Origin of the sequence: Streptomyces sp. NPDC057438 (assembly GCF_042802995.1) — a bacterium.
GTDB lineage: Bacteria > Actinomycetota > Actinomycetes > Streptomycetales > Streptomycetaceae > Streptomyces.
Genome location: NZ_JBHVDD010000045.1, coordinates 1 through 18,220 on the forward strand (window position 1 = coordinate 1; position 18,220 = coordinate 18,220).

Sequence of the window (18,220 nt, forward strand, 5' to 3'; positions counted from 1 at the left end):
CACGGGTACGTCCCCGTGCGCGCCGGGGCTCGAACCAACTGGACATTTCTCCCATGCGCACGAACACGAAGAAGAAGACGTTCGCGGCCGGCGCCCTGCTGGTCACGGCCGTCCTCGGCCTCTCGGCCTGCGGCTCGGGCGGCGCCTCCACGACGTCGGTCGCCGAGGTCACCGACACCGGCCCCCAGAGGCACTCCACGGTCCTCGACCAGCCGTTCACCAAGCCGGACCTGGTCCTCACCGACACCCACGGCAAGCCGTACGACCTCCGCAAGGAGACCGAGGGCAAGCCGACACTGATCTACTTCGGCTACACCAACTGCCCCGACGTCTGCCCGCTGACCATGAACAACCTGGCGGTCGCGAAGAAGGAGGTGGCAAAGAAGGTGCCGAAGTCGCAGCTGGCGAACCTCCGGCTGGTCTTCGTCACCACCGACCCCGAGCGCGACACCCCGGCGGAACTCGGCAAGTGGCTCAAGGGCATCGACCCCGAGATCGTCGGTCTGACCGGCGACTTCGACGACATCCAGCAGGGCGCCCTCCGCCTCGGCATCTCCATCAACCCGCCCACCAAGAAGAACGGCAAGGTCGTCTCCGAGCACGGCACCCAGGTCATCGCGTTCTCGCCGAAGACCGACGGCGGCTATGTGCTGTACGACGACGAGGCCACCGTGCAGGACTACGAGAAGGACCTGCCGAAACTGCTCAAGGGCGAGAACCCGTGAGGTCACGGCTCGTCGGCCCCGTCCTGGTCACCACCGCCGCACTCGTCCTCGCCGGGTGCGGCTCCGCCGGCTCCTCCTCCGCCGCCGCGAAGCTCTCCGTGAAGTCCGCCTACATGCCCCAGCCCGTCACGGACTCCCTGGCCGCCGGCTATCTCGTCATCGAGAACGACGGCGGCAGGGCGGACGAGCTGACCTCCGTCACCAGCGACATCGCCCAGGACGTCACCGTGCACGAGACCACCGGGCAGTCGATGCAGGAGGTCACCGGTCTGAAGGTGCCCGCCGACGGCGAACTCGTGCTCAAGAGCGGCGGGAACCACCTGATGTTCGAGAACCTGAAGCGCAAGCCGAAGGAGGGCGAGACGGTGTCCCTGCGGTTGAACTTCACCAAGTCCAGGGCCATCACGGTCGAGATGCCCGTGAAGTCGGCGACGTACCAGCCGACCAGCGGGCACTGAGGGAGGGAGCACGGTGAGCCGGTTGAGGCCGTTGCTGTTGCTGTTGTTCGCCGCCGTCGGGGTGCTGCTCGCCGGCGCCGTGCCCGTCTCCGCGCACGCCGCGCTGACCGGCAGCGACCCTCAGCAGGGGTCGGTGGTCCAGGACGCGCCCGACCAGGTGTCGCTCACCTTCTCCGAGAAGGTCGCGATGTCCGACGGCGCGGTGCGCGTGTACGACCCCAAGGGCAAGGAGGCCGACACCGGCAAGGTCACCGAACTGGGCGGCAACAGCTACTCGGTCGGTCTGCACTCGGGCCTGCCCGACGGCACCTTCACCGTCACCTACCAGGTCGTCTCGGCGGACAGCCACCCCGTCTCCGGCGCCTTCACCTTCTCCGTGGGGGCGCCCTCCAAGACGACCGTCGCGGTACCCGAGCAGCAGGCCGGCGGCGGGGTCGTCGGCGGTCTCTACGGATTCGCGCGCTATCTCTCGTACGCCGGTTTCATCGTGCTGGTCGGCGGCGCGGCCTTCGTGCTGGCCTGCTGGCAGCGCGGTGCCGGCGTACGGCCGGTGCAGCGGCTCGTGGTCTCCGGCTGGCTCACGCTGACCACCGCCACCCTCGCCATGCTGCTGCTGCGCGGCTCCTACACCGGCTCCGGCAAGCTGGGCGACGTCTTCGACCTCGACCTCCTGAGCCAGGTCCTCCAGACGAAGACGGGCGCCGCCCTGGTCTCCCGCCTGCTGCTGCTCGCCGCGGCGGCCCTGTTCATCGCGGTGCTGTTCGGCGCGTACGCACGGCGGGACGAGGAGGTCGAGGAGGAGTCCGGGGAGCCTGGCGATCCTGGGAAGACCGTGGAGGCCGTGGAGGCCGACTCCGCGCCCGGGAGCGAGGACGAAGGGGACGAAGGGGACGAGAGCGAAGACGAGGTCGAGGACGACGGCTCGTTCCGACGGGATCTCACCCTCGGGCTGGCCATCGGCGGGGGCGTGGTCTCCGCGGGTCTCGCCGCGAGCTGGGCGATGGCCGAGCACGCCTCGACCGGCATCCAGACAGGCATCTCGATGCCCGTCGACATCCTGCACCTGCTGGCGGTCGCCGCCTGGCTGGGCGGCCTGGCGACACTGCTCGTGGCACTGTTCCGGGTGCCGGTGGACGCCCAGATCGAGAGCGCGGCCGTACGACGGTTCTCACGGGTCGCGTTCGGCAGCGTGCTCGTACTGACCGCGACCGGCATCTACCAGTCATGGCGCCAGGTCGGCACCTGGTCCGCGCTCACCGGCACCTCGTACGGGCAGTTGCTGCTCGTGAAGATCGGCCTGGTCGCCGTACTGGTCGGGATCGCGTGGATCTCCCGCCGGTGGACCGCGCAGCTGGCGGAAGCACCGGCGGCAGCGGAGACGGATACCTCCGAGGCCGCGGAGAACACGCAGAACGCACCGGACGCGGGAGCCGTGGCGGAGAAGGAGCCGGCGGCTGCGCGTGCCACCGTCGGGTCCGCGGGGAGCACGAGCGGTGGTGCCGGAAAGGCGGCCGACGACGGTTCCGAGCGGGCCGCCCAGCTCGCCCGGCAGCGCGCCGCGGTGGCGAGCACTCGGGAGAAGCGCCTTCGCAACGCCGATCCCGGCCGTAGGGGGCTTCGCCGGTCCGTACTGGCGGAGGCCGGCGTCGCCGTCATCCTGCTCGCCGTCACGACGGCGCTGACCGCTGCCGAACCCGGCCGCACGGTGGAGGAGGCCAAGGCGGCCAACGCCGCCGTGCGGCAGGAGAACGAGACGTCGGGAGCCCTGGCGCTGGACATGTCGTTCGACACGGGCGGCAAGAACGGCAAGGGCGTGGCCCGGCTGCAGATCGACCCCGCGCGCGTGGGCGCCAACGAGATGCACGTCTACGTGCAGGGCCCCGACGGCAAACCCTTCGACGTCCCCGAGGTGAAGGTGGCCTTCACCTTGAAGGCCAAGGAGATCGGCCCCCTGCCCGTCGTCCCCGAGCGCGTCACCACCGGTCACTGGACGGCGAACGGCGTCCAGATCCCCATGGCGGGCGACTGGAACATCGAGATCACCGTACGGACATCTGAGATCGACCAGGTGACCGTCAGCAAGAACGCGAAGATCGGCTGAAACACACCATGGCTGACCAGGATCTTGTCGAAGGCGGTTCCGTCACACCGGACGGGGCGCGGGGCGGTGACGGGCATGCGGCCGGCGCCGGCGCTGATGACAGCGCGGGCTCCGGTGCGCATGCCGGACTCGCGGTCCGTGCCGGGCGCACGGTCGGTGCCGGGCAGGCAAACGGTGCCGCACGGTCGCGAGCGGCCGAGCACGACGCGCGGCCGTCGTCCGGCCCTTCGGGGGCGGGAGGAAACGGTGACACCTCCGCCGCCGGTGGGGCCATCTCACGCCGCCTGCTGCTGGGTACCGCCGGCGCGACCGGCCTCGCGCTGGGCGCGGCAGGCGCCGCCGCCGGTTACGCGGCCGGGTCCTCCTCCTCGTCCTCCTCGGGCGAGAAGGTCACGCCGCTCTCCTCCCTCGGTGCGGGGGAGGAGAGGTTTCACGTGAAACATCAGCCGGGGATCACCACTCCCCTCCAGGCCCGCGGCCACCTCGTCGCGTTCGACCTGGCCGCCGGGGTGGGGCGCAAGGAGGCGGCCGCCCTGCTGCGCCGCTGGTCGGACACGGCCCGGCGGCTGATGGCGGGCGAGCCCACGGCTCAGGACGACACCGATATCGCCCGTGACGCCGGACCGTCCTCCCTGACGGTCACCTTCGGGTTCGGACACAGCTTCTTCGCCCGTACCGGTCTGGAGAAGCAGCGCCCGGAATCCCTGGATCCGCTGCCCGACTTCTCCTCGGACCAGCTCGACAGGACGCGCAGCGACGGCGATCTGTGGGTACAGATCGGAGCCGACGACGCACTCGTCGCCTTCCACGCCCTGCGCGCGATCCAGAAGGACGCGGGCAGCGCGGCCCGGGTGCGCTGGCAGATGAACGGCTTCAACCGTTCGCCGGGCGCCACGGCCCACCCCATGACGGCACGGAACCTGATGGGCCAGATCGACGGCACCCGCAACCCGAAGCCGGCCGAGTCCGACTTCGACGAGCGGATCTTCGTACCCGCGTCCGCCTCCCCGGCCACCTCCGGCGACCCGGAGTGGATGGCGAACGGCTCCTACGCCGTCGTACGCCGCATCCGCATGCTCCTGGACGACTGGGAACAGCTCTCGGTCAAGGCGCAGGAAGGTGTCATCGGGCGGCGCAAGTCCGACGGCGCGCCATTGAGCGGCGGCAAGGAGGCGACCGAGACGACCGCGATGGACCTGGAGAAGACCGACGCCCAGGGCAATCTCCTCGTGCCGATCAACGCGCACGCCCGTATCACCCGTCCGGATCAGAACGGCGGCGCGGCCATGCTCCGCCGCCCGTTCTCCTTCCACGACGGCATCGACGCGAAGGGGGTGCCCGACGCCGGCCTCCTCTTCGTCTGCTGGCAGGCCGACCCCCTCCGCGGCTTCGTCACCGTCCAGCGCAAACTCGACCGCGGCGACGCCCTCTCCACGTTCATCCGCCACGAGTCCAGCGGCCTCTTCGCGGTGCCCGGCGGCGCGGCGGAGGGGGAGTACGTGGGGCAGCGGCTACTGGAAGGGTGACCGGTGCGTAGCCGGCCGGTGGGTGGCCGGCCGGTGCGTAGCCGGCCGGTGGGTGGCCGACCGGTGCGTAGCCGGCCGGTGGGTGGCCGACCGGTGGGCGGGTGGCCGGTGCGTAGCCGGCCGGTGGGTGGCCGACCGGTGGGCGGGTGGCCGGTGGGTGGGTGGCCGACCGGTGGGTGGGTGGCCGGTGGGTGGTGAGCCGGCCCGTAGGTGCGACGACCGCCCTCGGAATCTCGGGATCGGTCCGACGCCGGGCCCCGAGGAGGCATGCGGGTGCCTCGCGACTCCCCCCGCGGGCCCTGCGTCGCTCGCAGGGGTGGTGGGACCGCATGCGTGCGCCGGGGCCCCGCAAGGCCATTAGGGTGAGCCCATGCCAGCCAGCTACGTGTACCTCGGCCCCGAGGGCACCTTCACCGAGGTCGCCCTGCGCACGCTGCCGGAGGCCGCGACCCGCGAGCTCGTCCCGATGGTGTCCGTTCCCGCAGCGCTCGACGCCGTCCGCAACGGCGAGGCCGAGGCAGCGTTCGTCCCGATCGAGAACTCCGTCGAGGGCGGCATCACGACCACCCTCGACGAGCTGGTCGCCGGCGCCCCGCTGATGATCTACCGCGAGGTGCTCCTGTCGATCACCTTCGCGCTGCTGGTCCGGCCGGGCACCAAGCTGTCGGAGATCAAGACGGTCACCGCGCACCCGGCCGCCCAGCCGCAGGTCCGCAACTGGATGAAGGCCCACCTCTCCCCGGACGTCGTCTGGGAGTCCGCCGCCTCGAACGCCGACGGCGCCCGCCTCGTCCAGGAGGGCCGTTACGATGCCGCCTTCGCCGGGGAGTTCGCGGCCGCGCGGTACGGCCTGGAGGCACTGCAGACCGAGATCCATGACGCGGAGAACGCCCAGACCCGGTTCGTCCTGGTCGGCCGCCCCGCCCGGCCCGCCGCCCCGACGGGCTCCGACAAGACGTCCGTCGTCATCTGGCAGCGCGACGACCACCCCGGCGGACTGCGCGACCTCCTCGGCGAATTCGCCGTCCGCGGCGTCAACCTCATGCTGCTGCAGTCCCGCCCGACCGGCGAGGGCATCGGCAACTACTGCTTCGCCATCGACGCCGAGGGCCATATCTCCGACCGCCGGGTGGCCGAGGCCCTGATGGGCCTCAAGCGGATCTGCCTCCAGGTCCGTTTCCTCGGTTCGTACCCGCGTGCGGACGCCGCCACCGCGAAGATCCGGCCGACTCTGCCGGGCACCTCAGAGGCCGAGTTCGTGGCCGCGGCGGACTGGGTGGCGCGCTGCCAGGACGGCCGGTTCTAGAGCGACGGGCCCCACTGGCAGCGGGCCCCCGCTGATGGCGGATGCAGGACAGCTTCTTCCCGGGATCCGAGCCGGCGCGCCTGCCGCGCAGGTAGACCCGGCGCGCCTGCCGCCAGTCCTACCTGCCTATTTTCTTTGTCCACAGAAGTTATCCACAGGGCGGCTTCTCGACCTGGGGACAAGTCGACAACACATCACTACACAGTCGACAAATCCCCTTGGTGGCCGCCGGTGCGTCCACAACCCCGTAGGTCACTCTTCGTCCACGCGTTTCCCCCGTCAATCCTTTAGAGCGACCCATTTACCTGCGAATCCACTCGAAAGTGGGCGTGAAGGCGGTTTGAGCCGGGAATCCTCAAGCGGGCCCCCGACGCCCCTGCCGACCCGCCCCGTAGTCCACAGATCTTTCGCACAGCCTGTGGATAACTCTGCGAGACTGCGGACCGCTGTGGACGACCGATCCTCAAGTCCCCTACGCGACAAGGGAGTCGAGTCAACCAGGCGCCGCGATCCCCCCTCTTTCAGGGGGCCGCCCTCCCCTCATTGACTTTCACCACCCCTGCCGCCTGGTCCGCCTCGGGGCCCGCCTCCCCCTCTTCCGCCCTCGACATTCCGGTCGAAAACCCACAGAAAAGGTCATGCGGTGAATTCGATTCGTGGGCCGGAAGCACGCACCGGTAGCCTTGGAGGGTGATTGACCTTCGCCTGCTCCGTGAGGACCCCGACCGTGTGCGCGCCTCCCAGCGCGCCCGTGGAGAGGACGTCGCGCTCGTCGACTCCCTCCTGTCCGCCGACGAGCGGCGCAGGTCCTCCGGCGTCCGCTTCGACGAGCTCCGCGCCGAGCAGAGGTCGCTCGGCAAGCTGATCCCCAAGGCCTCCGCCGAGGAGAAGGCCGAGCTGCTCAAGCGCGCGGAACAGCTCAAGGCCGACGTCAAGGCCGCCGACGCCGAGCGCGACGCGGCCAACACCGAGACCCAGGAGCTCCTCCTCCAGCTCGGCAACCTCGTCCACCCCGACGTCCCCGTCGGCGGCGAGGAGGACTTCGTCACGCTGGAGACCCACGGCGAGATCCGTGACTTCGCGGCCGAGGGCTTCGAGCCGAAGGACCACCTCGAACTCGGCACGATCCTCGGCGCCATCGACACCGAACGCGGCGCCAAGGTCTCGGGCTCGCGCTTCTACTTCCTGACGGGCGTCGGAGCCCTCCTCGAACTCGCCCTGGTCAACGCGGCGATCGCCCAGGCCACCGCGGCCGGCTTCACCCCGATGCTGACCCCGGCGCTGGTCCGCCCGCAGTCGATGGCCGGCACCGGCTTCCTCGGCCAGGCCGCCCAGGACGTGTACCACCTCGACAAGGACGACCTCTACCTGGTCGGCACCTCCGAGGTCGCGCTGGCGGCGTACCACATGGACGAGATCATCGACGCCGACCGCCTTCCCCTGCGCTACGCCGGTTTCTCCCCCTGCTTCCGCCGCGAGGCCGGTTCGCACGGCAAGGACACCCGAGGCATCTTCCGCGTCCACCAGTTCGACAAGGTCGAGATGTTCTCGTACGTGGCGCCGGAGGACTCCCAGGCCGAGCACCAGCGCCTGCTGGACTGGGAGAAGCAGTGGCTGACGTCGCTGGAACTGCCCTTCCGCGTCATCGACGTCGCCTCCGCCGACCTCGGCTCCTCGGCCTCGCGCAAGTTCGACTGCGAGGCGTGGATCCCCACCCAGGGCAAGTACCGCGAGCTGACCTCGACCTCCGACTGCACCGAGTTCCAGTCGCGGCGTCTGCAGATCCGCGTCCGTGACGGCAAGCAGGTCAAGCCGCTGGCCACGCTCAACGGCACGCTCTGCGCCGTCCCGCGCACGATCGTGGCCATCCTGGAGAACCACCAGCAGGCTGACGGCTCCGTCCGCGTCCCCGAGGTCCTGCGCCCCTACCTGGGCGGCCGCGAGGTACTGGAGCCGGTGGCCAAGTGAGCGAAGCGGCTGCCGCCGGGGGTACCACGGACTCCGGGACGACCGCGACGACCGCGCCGTCCGGAACGACCGCGCCGTCCGGGACGCCCGAGGTCCGCGCATCTTCCGTGCGGCCCTCGGGCTTCCCGTACAAGCTGATCGCGACCGACCTCGACGGAACGCTCCTGCGCTCCGACGACTCCATCTCCCGGCGCACCCGTGAGGCGCTCACCGCGGCCACCGCCGCGGGGGCCGCCCACATCGTCGTCACCGGCCGCGCCGTCCCGTGGACCCGCCACATCCTCGACGACCTCGGCTACACGGGCCTGGCCGTCTGCGGCCAGGGAGCCCAGGTCTACGACGCCGGTGAGCACCGTCTGCTCACGGCCGTCACCCTGGACCGGCAGCTCGCCGCCGTGGCCCTCGCCAAGATCGAGGCGGCGGTCGGCCCCCTGCATCTGGCGGCCAGCCGGGCGGGCCTGGAAGGCGAAATACTCGTCGGCCCCGGGTACGCCCTGCACGGATCCCTCCCCACCACCCCGCTCACGGACGTGTCCGACCTCTGGGCGGCCCCGCTGAACAAGATCTACATACAGCACCCCACCCTGACCACCGACGAGCTCGCCGAAGCCTCCCGCCAGGCCGCCGGCGGCTTCGTCACGGTCGCCATGGCCGGCGAGGGCATCGTGGAACTCCTCCCGCTCGGCCTCACCAAGGCCACCGGTCTCTCCCTCGCCGCCCGCCGCCTCGGTGCGAAGCGCACCGACACCATCGCCTTCGGCGACATGCCGAACGACATCCCCATGTTCACCTGGTCCACCCACGGCGTGGCCATGGCCAACGCCCACGCCGACCTCAAGGCCATCGCCGACGAGGTCACCGCCTCCAACGACGACGACGGCATCGCCGCGGTACTGGACCGCCTGCTCGCCTAGCCCCCGCCCGAACGCACGGCGCCCAGCCGGACCAGCCGGGACACACCGAGACCCCGGGCAGACCGGACGGGCGTCGGCACGGGGCATCGGGACGGGGCATCGGGACGGGGTGCGTTCGCCTTACGGCCTGCGGGCCGCCGGGGGCCGACGCCACCGCACGCTGGGAAGCCGCGGGAGCGGACGACAGCGAGACCACCCGGTAGCGGGCGGCGCGAACGGCGGGGTGAGCGCGGTGTCGGGCGGAGTCGACAGCGGCGCGAACGCGGGGCGGGGTTGCGGAAGCCTGCCCCCCGGGCAGTGGAACGTGCGGCCGGGCAGCCGGTGCCGGGCGCCACGATGTGTGCGGCGGCCCCAGCACAGCCGGAGTGCCCCGGCGCGTACCCCCAGCCCAGAGGTCGGGCCAGGTCACGGCTCCAGCGAAACGGCGGAGGATGCACGAATCGAACGTGCGCGGGCAAAACCCGACCACGGCTTAGCAAGCCGGTGCCTTACCACTCGGCCAATCCTCCGGGTGGGCGGCCCACGCGAGGTGACTCGCGCGCTCGAAGCGGCCGCCCCGGGCAGCCCCCCGCTGGGGGTGCGGACTCGACGGAGGGGTAACTACTCCGGAACCCGCCGTAGGCTGCCCTGCGGGGAACTCGACGTACTGCGCCTGAAGGACAGCATCATCGGGCTCCTCTCCCAGCACGTGGCGCCGACTCGATCCGGCGACCTGGACATCAACCACTCTGCCCGGCGGGCGAGTTGTCCGCCACCGAATATCCCTCGCCCGGCCGCCGCCCGACGGGGACTGTCACCGGCGGCGCCACCTGCGACGCCGCGCCTTGCTGAAGAACCACCCGGCGGGCGGCTCGTCCGAACGCCAGGGCTGAGGATCGGGCGCCTCCTGCCGCCAACGCGCCGCGAGCATCCGTGCCCGCGCCGACGGCTCGGCGGTCTCGGCGTCCCGTATGAAGTCCTCGTCCAGTACGACGTCGTCCCAGGCGCCCTGCCCTGGGACCGCTCCTCGCCCGGGGCCCTCCTCGGCACCCGCCACCCCGCCGGAGCCCGAACCCGCACCGGCCCCGAAGCCACCGCCTGCCGTGGCTGGGCGTTCGACACCCCCTCCGGACAACGAGCCCGGGTCATCCCTGCCGGTGCCGTCGGCCCCCGTCCTCGGTGCGTCGCCGCCCTCGGGCGCCACCTCTGTCGCCATCCCCGTGCCTCCTGCCTCCGGGCCGCCCCTTCCGGCCGCGTACGCCTCCGTGTCTCCCGTCGCCCAGTGTGCCCGGACGCGCGTGAAGCCCTGGTCAAGATCGGAGAGGTGGGTCTCCGGGGCTGAGCGCCCCGGAGCGTGCCGTCACTCCTCGCCGGCCAGCTTCAGTGTCCGCAGCTTCTGCCCCGCGTACCAGGTCGCTCCCGCCGTGACCACCGTCAGCAGAATCACCGCGGTCGGCAGCCCCACGTCGGACGTCACCAGACCGCCATCGGTGACTTTCTGAGCGACGGCGAGCGACCACTGTTGAACACTGAGCGTGCGCGCCCCGTCCACCAAGGACCCGAAGAGCGCCTCCCAGACGAGCGCGTACACGAGCCCGAAGACGACCGCGTGCCGGGTGACCGTACCCAGCAGCAGGAACATCGCCGCGTACGCGATCGAGGCCACCAGTGCCGCCACCATGTAGGCGACCGCGATCTGTTGTCCGTTGCCGTTCAGGATCAGGCCCGCGACGAGGGTCGGCACGGCCGAGAACGCCATGGTCACGGCGATGGCCACGATCAGCTTGGTGAAGATGATCGTCGGCCGCTTCACCGGCTTCGCCAGCAGATACACCACGGAACCGTCGTCGATCTCCGGCCCGATCGCACCGGTCCCGGCGATGACGCCGATGATCGGCACCATCGTGGCGAGAGCGAACCCTCCGAGGAGGTCCGCGGCCACCTGGTCGTCGGCTCCGCTCAGGGCACGTACGGCCACCGAGAGCAGGATCAGCAGGGCGGGAAGCGCACTGAGAATGAGAGCCCGACGGCGGCCGAGCAGAGCCCGGTAGGTGAGCCGGGCGACTGTGGGGTCGTACATTTTCGGCCTCCTACGCCGCGACGAGATACGAGAAGACGGACTCGAGCGACTCGTCCGACGGCGAGACCGTGAGCAGACGGATGCCGTGGTCCCGGGCCACCCTCGGCAACAGCGTCGTGAACCTGCCGAAGTCGACGGCCTGGATACGCAACGCGCCCTCGGCCAGGTCCACCTCGATCCCGGCGGTCGACGGGTCGGCGATCAGTGCGGCGGCCAGTGCACGGTCGTCGCTGGAGCGCACCAGATAGCGGTGCGGGCGGTCGGTCATCAGGCGGCGAATACGCCGGAAGTCACCGCTCGCCGCGTGCCGGCCGGCGACGATCACCTCGATATGGGCCGCCAACTGCTCGACCTCTTCGAGGATGTGGGACGAGAACAGCACCGTGCGGCCCTCGTCGCCCATGCGCCGCAGCAGATCCATGAGCTGCATGCGCTGACGGGGGTCCATGCCGTTGAAGGGCTCGTCCAGCAGGAGCAGGGACGGCTCGTGGACCAAGGCGGACGCCATCTTCACTCGCTGGCGCATGCCTTTGGAGTACGTCGAGATCTTGCGGTCCTGCGCGTACTCCATCTCCACCGTGGCGAGCGCCCGCTGGGCGGCCCTGGCCCCGAGGCCATGCAACTCGGCATTGGCGACGACGAACTCGCGGCCGGTGAGGAAGTCGTACATCGCCTCGCGCTCGGGGACGATGCCGATGTGCTTGTAGATCTGCTCGTTGCGCCACACCGGCGTCCCGTCGAGGGTGACGGAGCCCGTGGACGGGGCGAGGAATCCGCCCATCATGTTGATGAGGGTGGACTTGCCGGCGCCGTTCGGGCCGAGCAGGCCGGTGACACCGGGGCCGATCGTCATCGTGACGTCGTTGACCGCCACCACGTTGCCGAACCAGCGTGAGACGTGGTCGATGTTGAGGGTGGTCACAGCCCGACCTTCCGGTAGCGGCGCATCAGCAGGCCGTAGGAGCCGACGATGAGACCCAGGACGACGAAGAGGTAGAGGACTCCCTGCCCGCTGGAGGGCCCGTGTCCGCCGGGGAAGGCGGAGGCGGCGCCCAGGAAGGCGGTCTGTACGCCGTCTATCAGGGTGATCGGCGAGAAGAGGCCGAGCCAGGGCACAGCGCCGGCACTGGACTGCTCGTCCGCGATGGCCTGGACGACGGACACGGCCCCGTAGGAGATGGTCAGAACGGCGATGACGGCCGCGATGCCGAAGCCGCGTCGCGGAGTGACCGCCGAGATCACCAGGCCGATGCCGGCGAAGAGGAGCGACAGCAGTGCCACGGCCACCAGTCCCTGTGCCAGTCCCTTGGTCTGGTCGGTGAAGTCGAACTTGGCCAGCAACGCGCCCACATAGAGCACGAGCAGGGGCACCGCGGTCAGGATGAAGAGCGCCGAGGTCAGCGCCGCGAACTTCGCGCGTACGTAGTCGGCGGTCTCGATCGGTCGCGAGAAGTAGAGCGGGACGGTCTTGAAGCGCAGGTCGCGCGAGACGGCCTGCGGTGCCTGGGAGGCGACATACAGGCCGATGACGGCCTGCATGATGACCGCGTACTCGGTGTACTTGACGGGCAGGTCCGTGATGGGCAGGCCCTGGGACTGGGTGGCGATCGCAACCGCCACCATGATGGCCGCCGGCACGCACATCACCGCGAACAGCAGCATGGGCAGCACCTTGGACTTGGCCGAGCGGCCCAGTCCATAGGCACCGCGCAGGGACTGGGAGTACAGCGAGCGGCGGGCGTAGGCGCGACCCAGGCGGGGGCCGTCGTACGAGCGGTATCCGATGTTGTGGATGCGGCTCTGCTCGCCCGTGCGAGCGGGCTGTCCGGTGAGGGCCGATGCTGCTGCACCGTGCTGCTCAACCGCCATGGCCGACCGCCTCCTTCCCTGCGTCCTGGGCGCTGCGAGTGCCCGTCTGCTCGTCGTTGTCCTGGAAGACCTCGGCGATCTGGTGCCTGCGCTGCTCCATGCGGACGAGGCCGAGCCCCAGGTCGGCGACGACGTCGCGGACCAGGTCGTAGGTTTCGTCCCCCTGGGCGGTGATCAGCAGGATGTGTCCGGCGCCCGGGAGGCCGCTTCCCTCGGACACGGTCACCCCGCGTGCGTGGAGCGCCGTGCGCAGGGCATCAGTGCCGTCGGGGTATTCGTCGCTGTCGGTGACCTCGATCGCGAGGGTCGCCGTGCTCTGGGTGAAGTCCCTGGTGGAACTGGACCGCAGGAGCTTGCCGCCGTCGACCACGACGACGTGGTCGCAGGTGCGTTCCAGCTCGCCGAGCAGATGCGAGGTGACGAGCACCGAGATGCCGAAGTCGGTGTGGATGCGGCGGATCAGGCCGAGCATCTCGTCCCGGCCGACCGGGTCCAGGCCGTTGGTCGGCTCGTCCAGGAAGACCAGCTGCGGGTCGTGCACCAAGGCCTGGGCGAGTTTCACCCGCTGCTTCATGCCCGTGGAGTAGCCGCCTATGGGGCGGTACCGCTCCTCGTACAGGCCGACATGGCGCAGGGTGTCCGCGGTGCGCTCACGCGCGGCCGTCGGAGGGAGTCCCGACATGCGGGCCATGTGCACGACGAACTCGGTGGCCGAGACGTCGGGCGGCAGGCAGTCGTGCTCCGGCATGTACCCCACGCGCTCACGGATGGTGCCGCCCTTGGTGGCGACGTCCAGTCCGAGCACCTCGGCACGGCCCTCCGAGGCGGGGGACAGACCCAGCAGGATTTTGATCAGTGTGGACTTGCCGGCGCCATTGGCACCGACGAGTCCCGTCACACCGGGTCCGATGTCCACGGAGAGCCGGTCAAGAGCGGTCACCCTCGGGAACCGCTTGCTCAGGCTTTCGGTCGCGATCACAGTCACGATCTAGACATTAGGACCACGGACCCGCCGCGGTCGTCACCCCGCAGAGCTGTCTCCGCATCACTCTCGAGTCGTACGGGCCCGTAGGGGGCATCCACCGCCGGGCCCCCTAGGGGTCACCCTGAAGGTCGAACCGGGACGAGAGGCCGTGCCACAGGACGGCGGCCGTCATGGTGGGAACGCTCGGCATCGCCGTTTCGTGCCCAACCGGGCGTGCCCTTCTCGTCCTCGTGGGTTCTCCACAGCCGTCGCCACCCCATTGACGCAGCCGCCCATCACTGTCACATTCATTGATGTCACATTGCGAACACGGACCGTAGTCGATGAGGACAGGTGGGGCAGTGAGTGACATGACCTCGGCGTCGATCGGCGGACTCACCGCGGAGCTGCGAGGTTTCCGGCAGGTCCAGACGCTCGCGTACGAGTGCGCCGAAGCGGTCGCGGCTCAGCTGAAGCCGGGCGTGACCGAGCGCGAAGCGGCCCGGATGCAGCGCCGGTGGCTGAGCGAGCGCGGTGTGCGGGACTGGTTCCACCTGCCGTTCGCATGGTTCGGGGACCGCACGGCGTTCGTGAACTTCCGGGTGCCGCTGCAGTTCTTCCCCACCGACCGCCGCCTCGAAGCGGGAATGCCCTTCATCCTCGACATGGCCCCCATATACAAGGGCTATACGGCGGACATCGGCTACTCGGGCTGCCTCGGGCCGAGCCCGCTGCACGACAGGCTGATGACGGACCTTCGAGCACACCGCGAGCTGATCCTGCGCGAGGTGCGCGAGCGCCGGTCGTTGCGCGAGATCTATGAGGACGTGGACCGCCTCATGGTCCGTCAGGGGTATGCCAACCGCCATCGCGCCTACCCCTTCGGCGTCATCGCGCACAAGGTGGACCGGGTCAGGGAACGCCGCTGGTCACCGCAAGTGTTCGGGTTCGGTACCCAGGCGTTGAAGGGGCTCGCGTCCGACGCTCTGCGCGGGCACCGCGACGGCTGGTCGCCGCTGTGGTCGCCGTACCGGTTCTCCGATCACCCGCCCCGGCCGGGACTGTGGGCGGTCGAGCCCCACCTCGGCTTCCGGGGCACGGGCGTGAAGTTCGAGGAGATCCTCGTCGTCACCGACTCGAGAGAGGCCGAGGAGAGCGCATTCTGGCTCGACGACGACCTGCCGCACGTCCGGCGGTGGGCGGAGGAGACGTGCCGATGACCGAAGGGGGAAGCATGAGGGACGCGCTGGGACTCCAAGGCGCGCGTATGCGCCGGGTGCGCGCGGACGGGGTCGAGCTGTGCGTGGCCGAGCTGGGCGACCCCGAGCAACCGACCGTGCTGCTCGTGCACGGTTATCCCGACACCAAGGAGGTCTGGTCCGAGGTCGCCGCACGGCTGGCGGAGCGCTTCCACGTGGTGCTGTACGACGTGCGCGGGCACGGCGGGTCGACGGCGCCCGAGCCGCTGCGCGGCGGTTTCACCCTGGAGAAGCTGACGGACGACTTCCTGGCGGTGGCGGACGCGGTCAGCCCGAGCCGCCCCGTCCACCTGGTGGGGCACGACTGGGGCTCCGTACAGGGCTGGGAGTTCGTGACGGTCGAGCGCACCGAGGGACGTATCGCGTCCTTCACCTCGATGTCGGGCCCGTCCCTCGACCACATGGGGCACTGGATCAAGCGGCGGGTGAAGCGCCCGACCCCGCGCCGGATCGGTCAACTCCTCGGTCAGGGCGCCAGATCCTGGTACATCTACGTGCTGCACACGCCGGCACTGCCCGAGCTCGCCTGGCGCGGCCCCCTCGGTCGGCATTGGCCCGGCCTGGTCCGACGGGCCGAGAGGCTGCCCCGGGGCGGCTACCCCAGCCCGTCGCTGCCCACGGACGCCGCGCACGGGGCGTGGCTGTACCGGGACAACATGCGTACCCGTCTGGCCCGCCCCCGGGACGACGCGTACGCCCACGCGCCCGTGCAGCTCATCACTCCCTTGGGCGACCAGTTCCTCTCCGAGCAGCTGCACGACGACCTGGAATCGTGGGCTCCGCAGCTCACCCGCCGCACTCTGCCCGCCAAGCACTGGATCCCGCGTACGCGACCCGATCAACTCGCCTCCTGGATAACCGAGTTCGTCACGGCGACCGAGGGCGGGCGGCCCGCACCGGTGTCCACCGGGACGTACGCGGACCGGTTCGGTGGCCAGTTGGTGCTGGTGACGGGTGCGGCCTCCGGGATCGGCCGGGCCACGGCCTTCGCGTTCGCCGAGGCCGGGGCACGCATCGTCGCCGTCGACCTCGACGCCGAAGGAGCCGCCCGGACAGCGGAGTTGTCCCGGTTGATCGGGGCGCCCGCTGCCTGGGCCGAGGTGGCCGACGTCTCGGACGAGCAGGCCATGGTGAAGCTCGCCGAGAAGGTCGCCGCCGAGTACGGCGTGGTCGACGTGCTGGTGAACAACGCGGGAATCGGGCTGTCGGGGTCCTTCCTCGACACCACCACGGAGGACTGGCGGAAGGTCCTCGACGTGAACCTGTGGGGTGTGATCCACGGCTGCCGGCTGTTCGGCAGGCAGATGGCCGAGCGCGGCCAGGGCGGTCACATCGTCAACACCGCCTCGGCCGCCGCCTATCTGCCCTCCAGGTCATTGCCCGCGTACAGCACCTCCAAGGCGGCCGTCCTGATGCTGAGCGAGTGCCTGCGCGCGGAGCTGGCCGGACGGGGCATCGGGGTGTCGGCGATCTGTCCCGGCATCGTCAACACCAACATCACCTCGACGGCGCGCTTCGCCGGCGTCGAACCCGAGGAGGAGAAACGCCGGCAGCGGAGGACCGCGAGGCTGTACGGACTGCGGAACTACCCGCCGGAGAACGTCGCGGCCGCGGTTCTGCGCGCGGTCGTCCACAACCAGGCAGTCGTGCCCGTCACCCCGGAAGCCCGCGCGGGTCGTTTCCTGTCCCGGTTCGCCCCGCGGGCCCTGCGCGCACTCGCCCGGCTGGAGCCACCGCTGTGAGCCCCGGGGCGGGCGGGACCGGAAACAGGCACCACGGGGGCAGTCCACGCGGGGTTTCCCTCGACCGGCAGAGGAAGGAACGCGGGGCGGACGTCGCCCGCAGCCCGCGCGCGCACTCCCGCCCCTCGCGGGAGGGATCGCCGCACAAGAGAGCCGACCGCAGGGAGAGTTCACCGGCGGCGTCGCGGCACGCCACCGCCGGTGCGCGCACACCGGCGTGGACCCGGTGCGGGCACGTGCGGCAGCCCGACGCTCGTCGGCGGAGAGAGGCACGAGGGTGGTGAACGACCAACCGGCCGGGCCCGCTTACCGCATCGAGGACCTGGCGCACCACAGCGGCGCCACGGTCAGGACGATCCGCGCCTACCAGGATCGGGGGCTGCTGCCCCGCCCCCAGCGGCACGGCCGGGCCAACGTGTACGCGGACGCACATCTGACCAGACTGCGCCAGATCGCCGACCTCCTCGACCGCGGCTACACCCTGGCTTCCATCAAGGAGCTTCTGGAAGCCTGGGACACAGGCCGTGGCCTCGGCGGAGTACTGGGTCTGGCCGCGGAGGTCGACGGGCCGTGGACCGACGAGAAGGCGGTACGGATCTCACGGGCCGAGTTGGTCGAGCGGTTCGGCGGCGTTCCGGACGAGGCGGCGGTGGCGGACGCCATCCGGCTGGGTGTGCTGGAGCGGGTCCCCGGCGAGGAAGACCTCTTTCTCGTACCGAGCCCCCAGGAGCTGTCCGTGGCCGCGGAGTTGCACGGAGCAGGAGTGCCGCTGTCGGCGATCACCGGTCATCTACGGGAGTTGAGGGACCAGGTCGAACATATCGCCACCCGTTTCCTGGAGTTCACCACCGAGCACGTCTTCGCCCGCTACATCGGGGCGCACCAGCCACCGACCGAGGACGACGCGGTCGAGGCGGCGGCACTCGTCCGACGGCTGCGGCCGCTCGCTCAGCAGACGGTGGACGTCGAACTCGCTCGCGCGATGCGGCTGTTCGCCACGCGGCAGCTGCGCCGACACCTGAACCCCGGAGCCCCCGTCGAACCCGTCGACGAGTCGTGCTCCGTACGCATACCGGCCTCCACGATGCGGGCTGTCGAGAAGCTGGTTGGGTCGGCACGAGCTGCGGCTTTCATCACCGCCGCAGCCGAACGGGAGGTGCAGTCACGCACCTTGGATGCTCTGGCATCAAATATGCATGAAAGCAACAAACTTGACTAATTACCCTATATTCGGCGGCGAGTTGTCCACAGAATCTGCAATTCCCCTGTGGATAAACGCACTTCGCTGTGGATCAAACATCGGGATCAAAATCAAGTGCGTGACGCGGG

At 70.4% G+C, this 18,220-nt stretch carries 15 protein-coding genes and 1 tRNA gene; 10 read left to right on the forward strand and 6 right to left on the reverse strand.

All coding sequences use genetic code 11. The features are described from left to right. Window positions 1-53: 53 nt before the first annotated feature. From ACFU5F_RS23645 to ACFU5F_RS23675, 7 genes are all read left to right on the forward strand, one after another. A complete protein-coding gene (locus tag ACFU5F_RS23645) occupies window positions 54-725 on the forward strand; it encodes an SCO family protein (RefSeq protein WP_383890589.1) in 672 nt (223 codons plus the stop codon). Next, complete coding sequence (locus tag ACFU5F_RS23650; protein ID WP_383890592.1) at window positions 722-1,183, forward strand: copper chaperone PCu(A)C; 462 nt, start codon at window positions 722-724, stop codon at window positions 1,181-1,183. The genes ACFU5F_RS23645 and ACFU5F_RS23650 overlap by 4 nt, the downstream gene beginning before the upstream one ends. Window positions 1,184-1,196: 13 nt before the next feature. Continuing rightward, window positions 1,197-3,284 (forward strand): copper resistance CopC/CopD family protein, encoded by a 2,088-nt coding sequence (locus ACFU5F_RS23655; RefSeq protein WP_383890595.1) that lies wholly within the window; start codon window positions 1,197-1,199, stop codon window positions 3,282-3,284. 8 nt (window positions 3,285-3,292) lie between these two features. Beyond that, entirely contained in the window at window positions 3,293-4,810 is a 1,518-nt protein-coding gene (gene efeB, locus ACFU5F_RS23660; protein WP_383890597.1) for an iron uptake transporter deferrochelatase/peroxidase subunit, read from the forward strand. Between the two features lie 370 nt (window positions 4,811-5,180). Then, window positions 5,181-6,116 (forward strand): prephenate dehydratase, encoded by a 936-nt coding sequence (gene pheA, locus ACFU5F_RS23665; RefSeq protein ID WP_383890600.1) that lies wholly within the window; start codon window positions 5,181-5,183, stop codon window positions 6,114-6,116. Between the two features lie 690 nt (window positions 6,117-6,806). After that, window positions 6,807-8,084: a serine--tRNA ligase gene (serS, locus tag ACFU5F_RS23670; protein WP_383890602.1), complete on the forward strand. Its 1,278-nt coding sequence runs from the start codon at window positions 6,807-6,809 to the stop codon at window positions 8,082-8,084. Window positions 8,085-8,191: 107 nt separating this feature from the next. Beyond that, window positions 8,192-8,998, forward strand: a complete 807-nt coding sequence (locus ACFU5F_RS23675; protein WP_383890711.1) for an HAD family hydrolase — start codon at window positions 8,192-8,194, stop codon at window positions 8,996-8,998. 425 nt (window positions 8,999-9,423) lie between these two features. Here the strand turns inward: ACFU5F_RS23675 and ACFU5F_RS23680 are convergent. From ACFU5F_RS23680 to ACFU5F_RS23705, 6 genes are all read right to left on the reverse strand, one after another. Continuing rightward, window positions 9,424-9,507, reverse strand: a tRNA-Ser gene (locus tag ACFU5F_RS23680). 284 nt (window positions 9,508-9,791) lie between these two features. Beyond that, entirely contained in the window at window positions 9,792-10,034 is a 243-nt protein-coding gene (locus tag ACFU5F_RS23685; RefSeq protein ID WP_383890714.1) for a hypothetical protein, read from the reverse strand. A gap of 303 nt (window positions 10,035-10,337) precedes the next feature. Next, complete coding sequence (locus ACFU5F_RS23690) at window positions 10,338-11,057, reverse strand: ABC transporter permease (RefSeq protein ID WP_383890604.1); 720 nt, start codon at window positions 11,055-11,057, stop codon at window positions 10,338-10,340. A 10-nt stretch (window positions 11,058-11,067) separates the two neighbouring features. Beyond that, a complete protein-coding gene (locus tag ACFU5F_RS23695; RefSeq protein WP_383890607.1) occupies window positions 11,068-11,979 on the reverse strand; it encodes an ABC transporter ATP-binding protein in 912 nt (303 codons plus the stop codon). Further along, window positions 11,976-12,926 carry an ABC transporter permease subunit gene (locus tag ACFU5F_RS23700; protein ID WP_383890610.1) on the reverse strand — a complete coding sequence of 317 codons (951 nt, stop codon included), beginning with the start codon at window positions 12,924-12,926 and terminating at the stop codon, window positions 11,976-11,978. Before ACFU5F_RS23700 ends, ACFU5F_RS23695 begins: the two co-directional genes overlap by 4 nt. Beyond that, window positions 12,916-13,905 carry an ABC transporter ATP-binding protein gene (locus tag ACFU5F_RS23705; protein WP_383890717.1) on the reverse strand — a complete coding sequence of 330 codons (990 nt, stop codon included), beginning with the start codon at window positions 13,903-13,905 and terminating at the stop codon, window positions 12,916-12,918. The genes ACFU5F_RS23700 and ACFU5F_RS23705 overlap by 11 nt, the downstream gene beginning before the upstream one ends. Before the next feature lie 356 nt (window positions 13,906-14,261). Here ACFU5F_RS23705 and ACFU5F_RS23710 point away from each other — a divergent pair, with 356 nt between their 5' ends. The 3 genes from ACFU5F_RS23710 to ACFU5F_RS23720 all read left to right on the forward strand — a co-directional run bounded on the left by ACFU5F_RS23710 (window position 14,262) and on the right by ACFU5F_RS23720 (window position 18,110). Continuing rightward, a complete protein-coding gene (locus ACFU5F_RS23710) occupies window positions 14,262-15,110 on the forward strand; it encodes a M24 family metallopeptidase (RefSeq protein WP_383890720.1) in 849 nt (282 codons plus the stop codon). Beyond that, the gene (locus ACFU5F_RS23715; RefSeq protein ID WP_383890613.1) at window positions 15,107-16,891 is read left to right on the forward strand and encodes an SDR family oxidoreductase; all 1,785 of its coding nucleotides are present in this window, start codon (window positions 15,107-15,109) and stop codon (window positions 16,889-16,891) included. Before ACFU5F_RS23710 ends, ACFU5F_RS23715 begins: the two co-directional genes overlap by 4 nt. 277 nt (window positions 16,892-17,168) lie before the next feature. Beyond that, window positions 17,169-18,110, forward strand: a complete 942-nt coding sequence (locus tag ACFU5F_RS23720; RefSeq protein ID WP_383890616.1) for a MerR family transcriptional regulator — start codon at window positions 17,169-17,171, stop codon at window positions 18,108-18,110. Window positions 18,111-18,220: the final 110 nt, after the last annotated feature.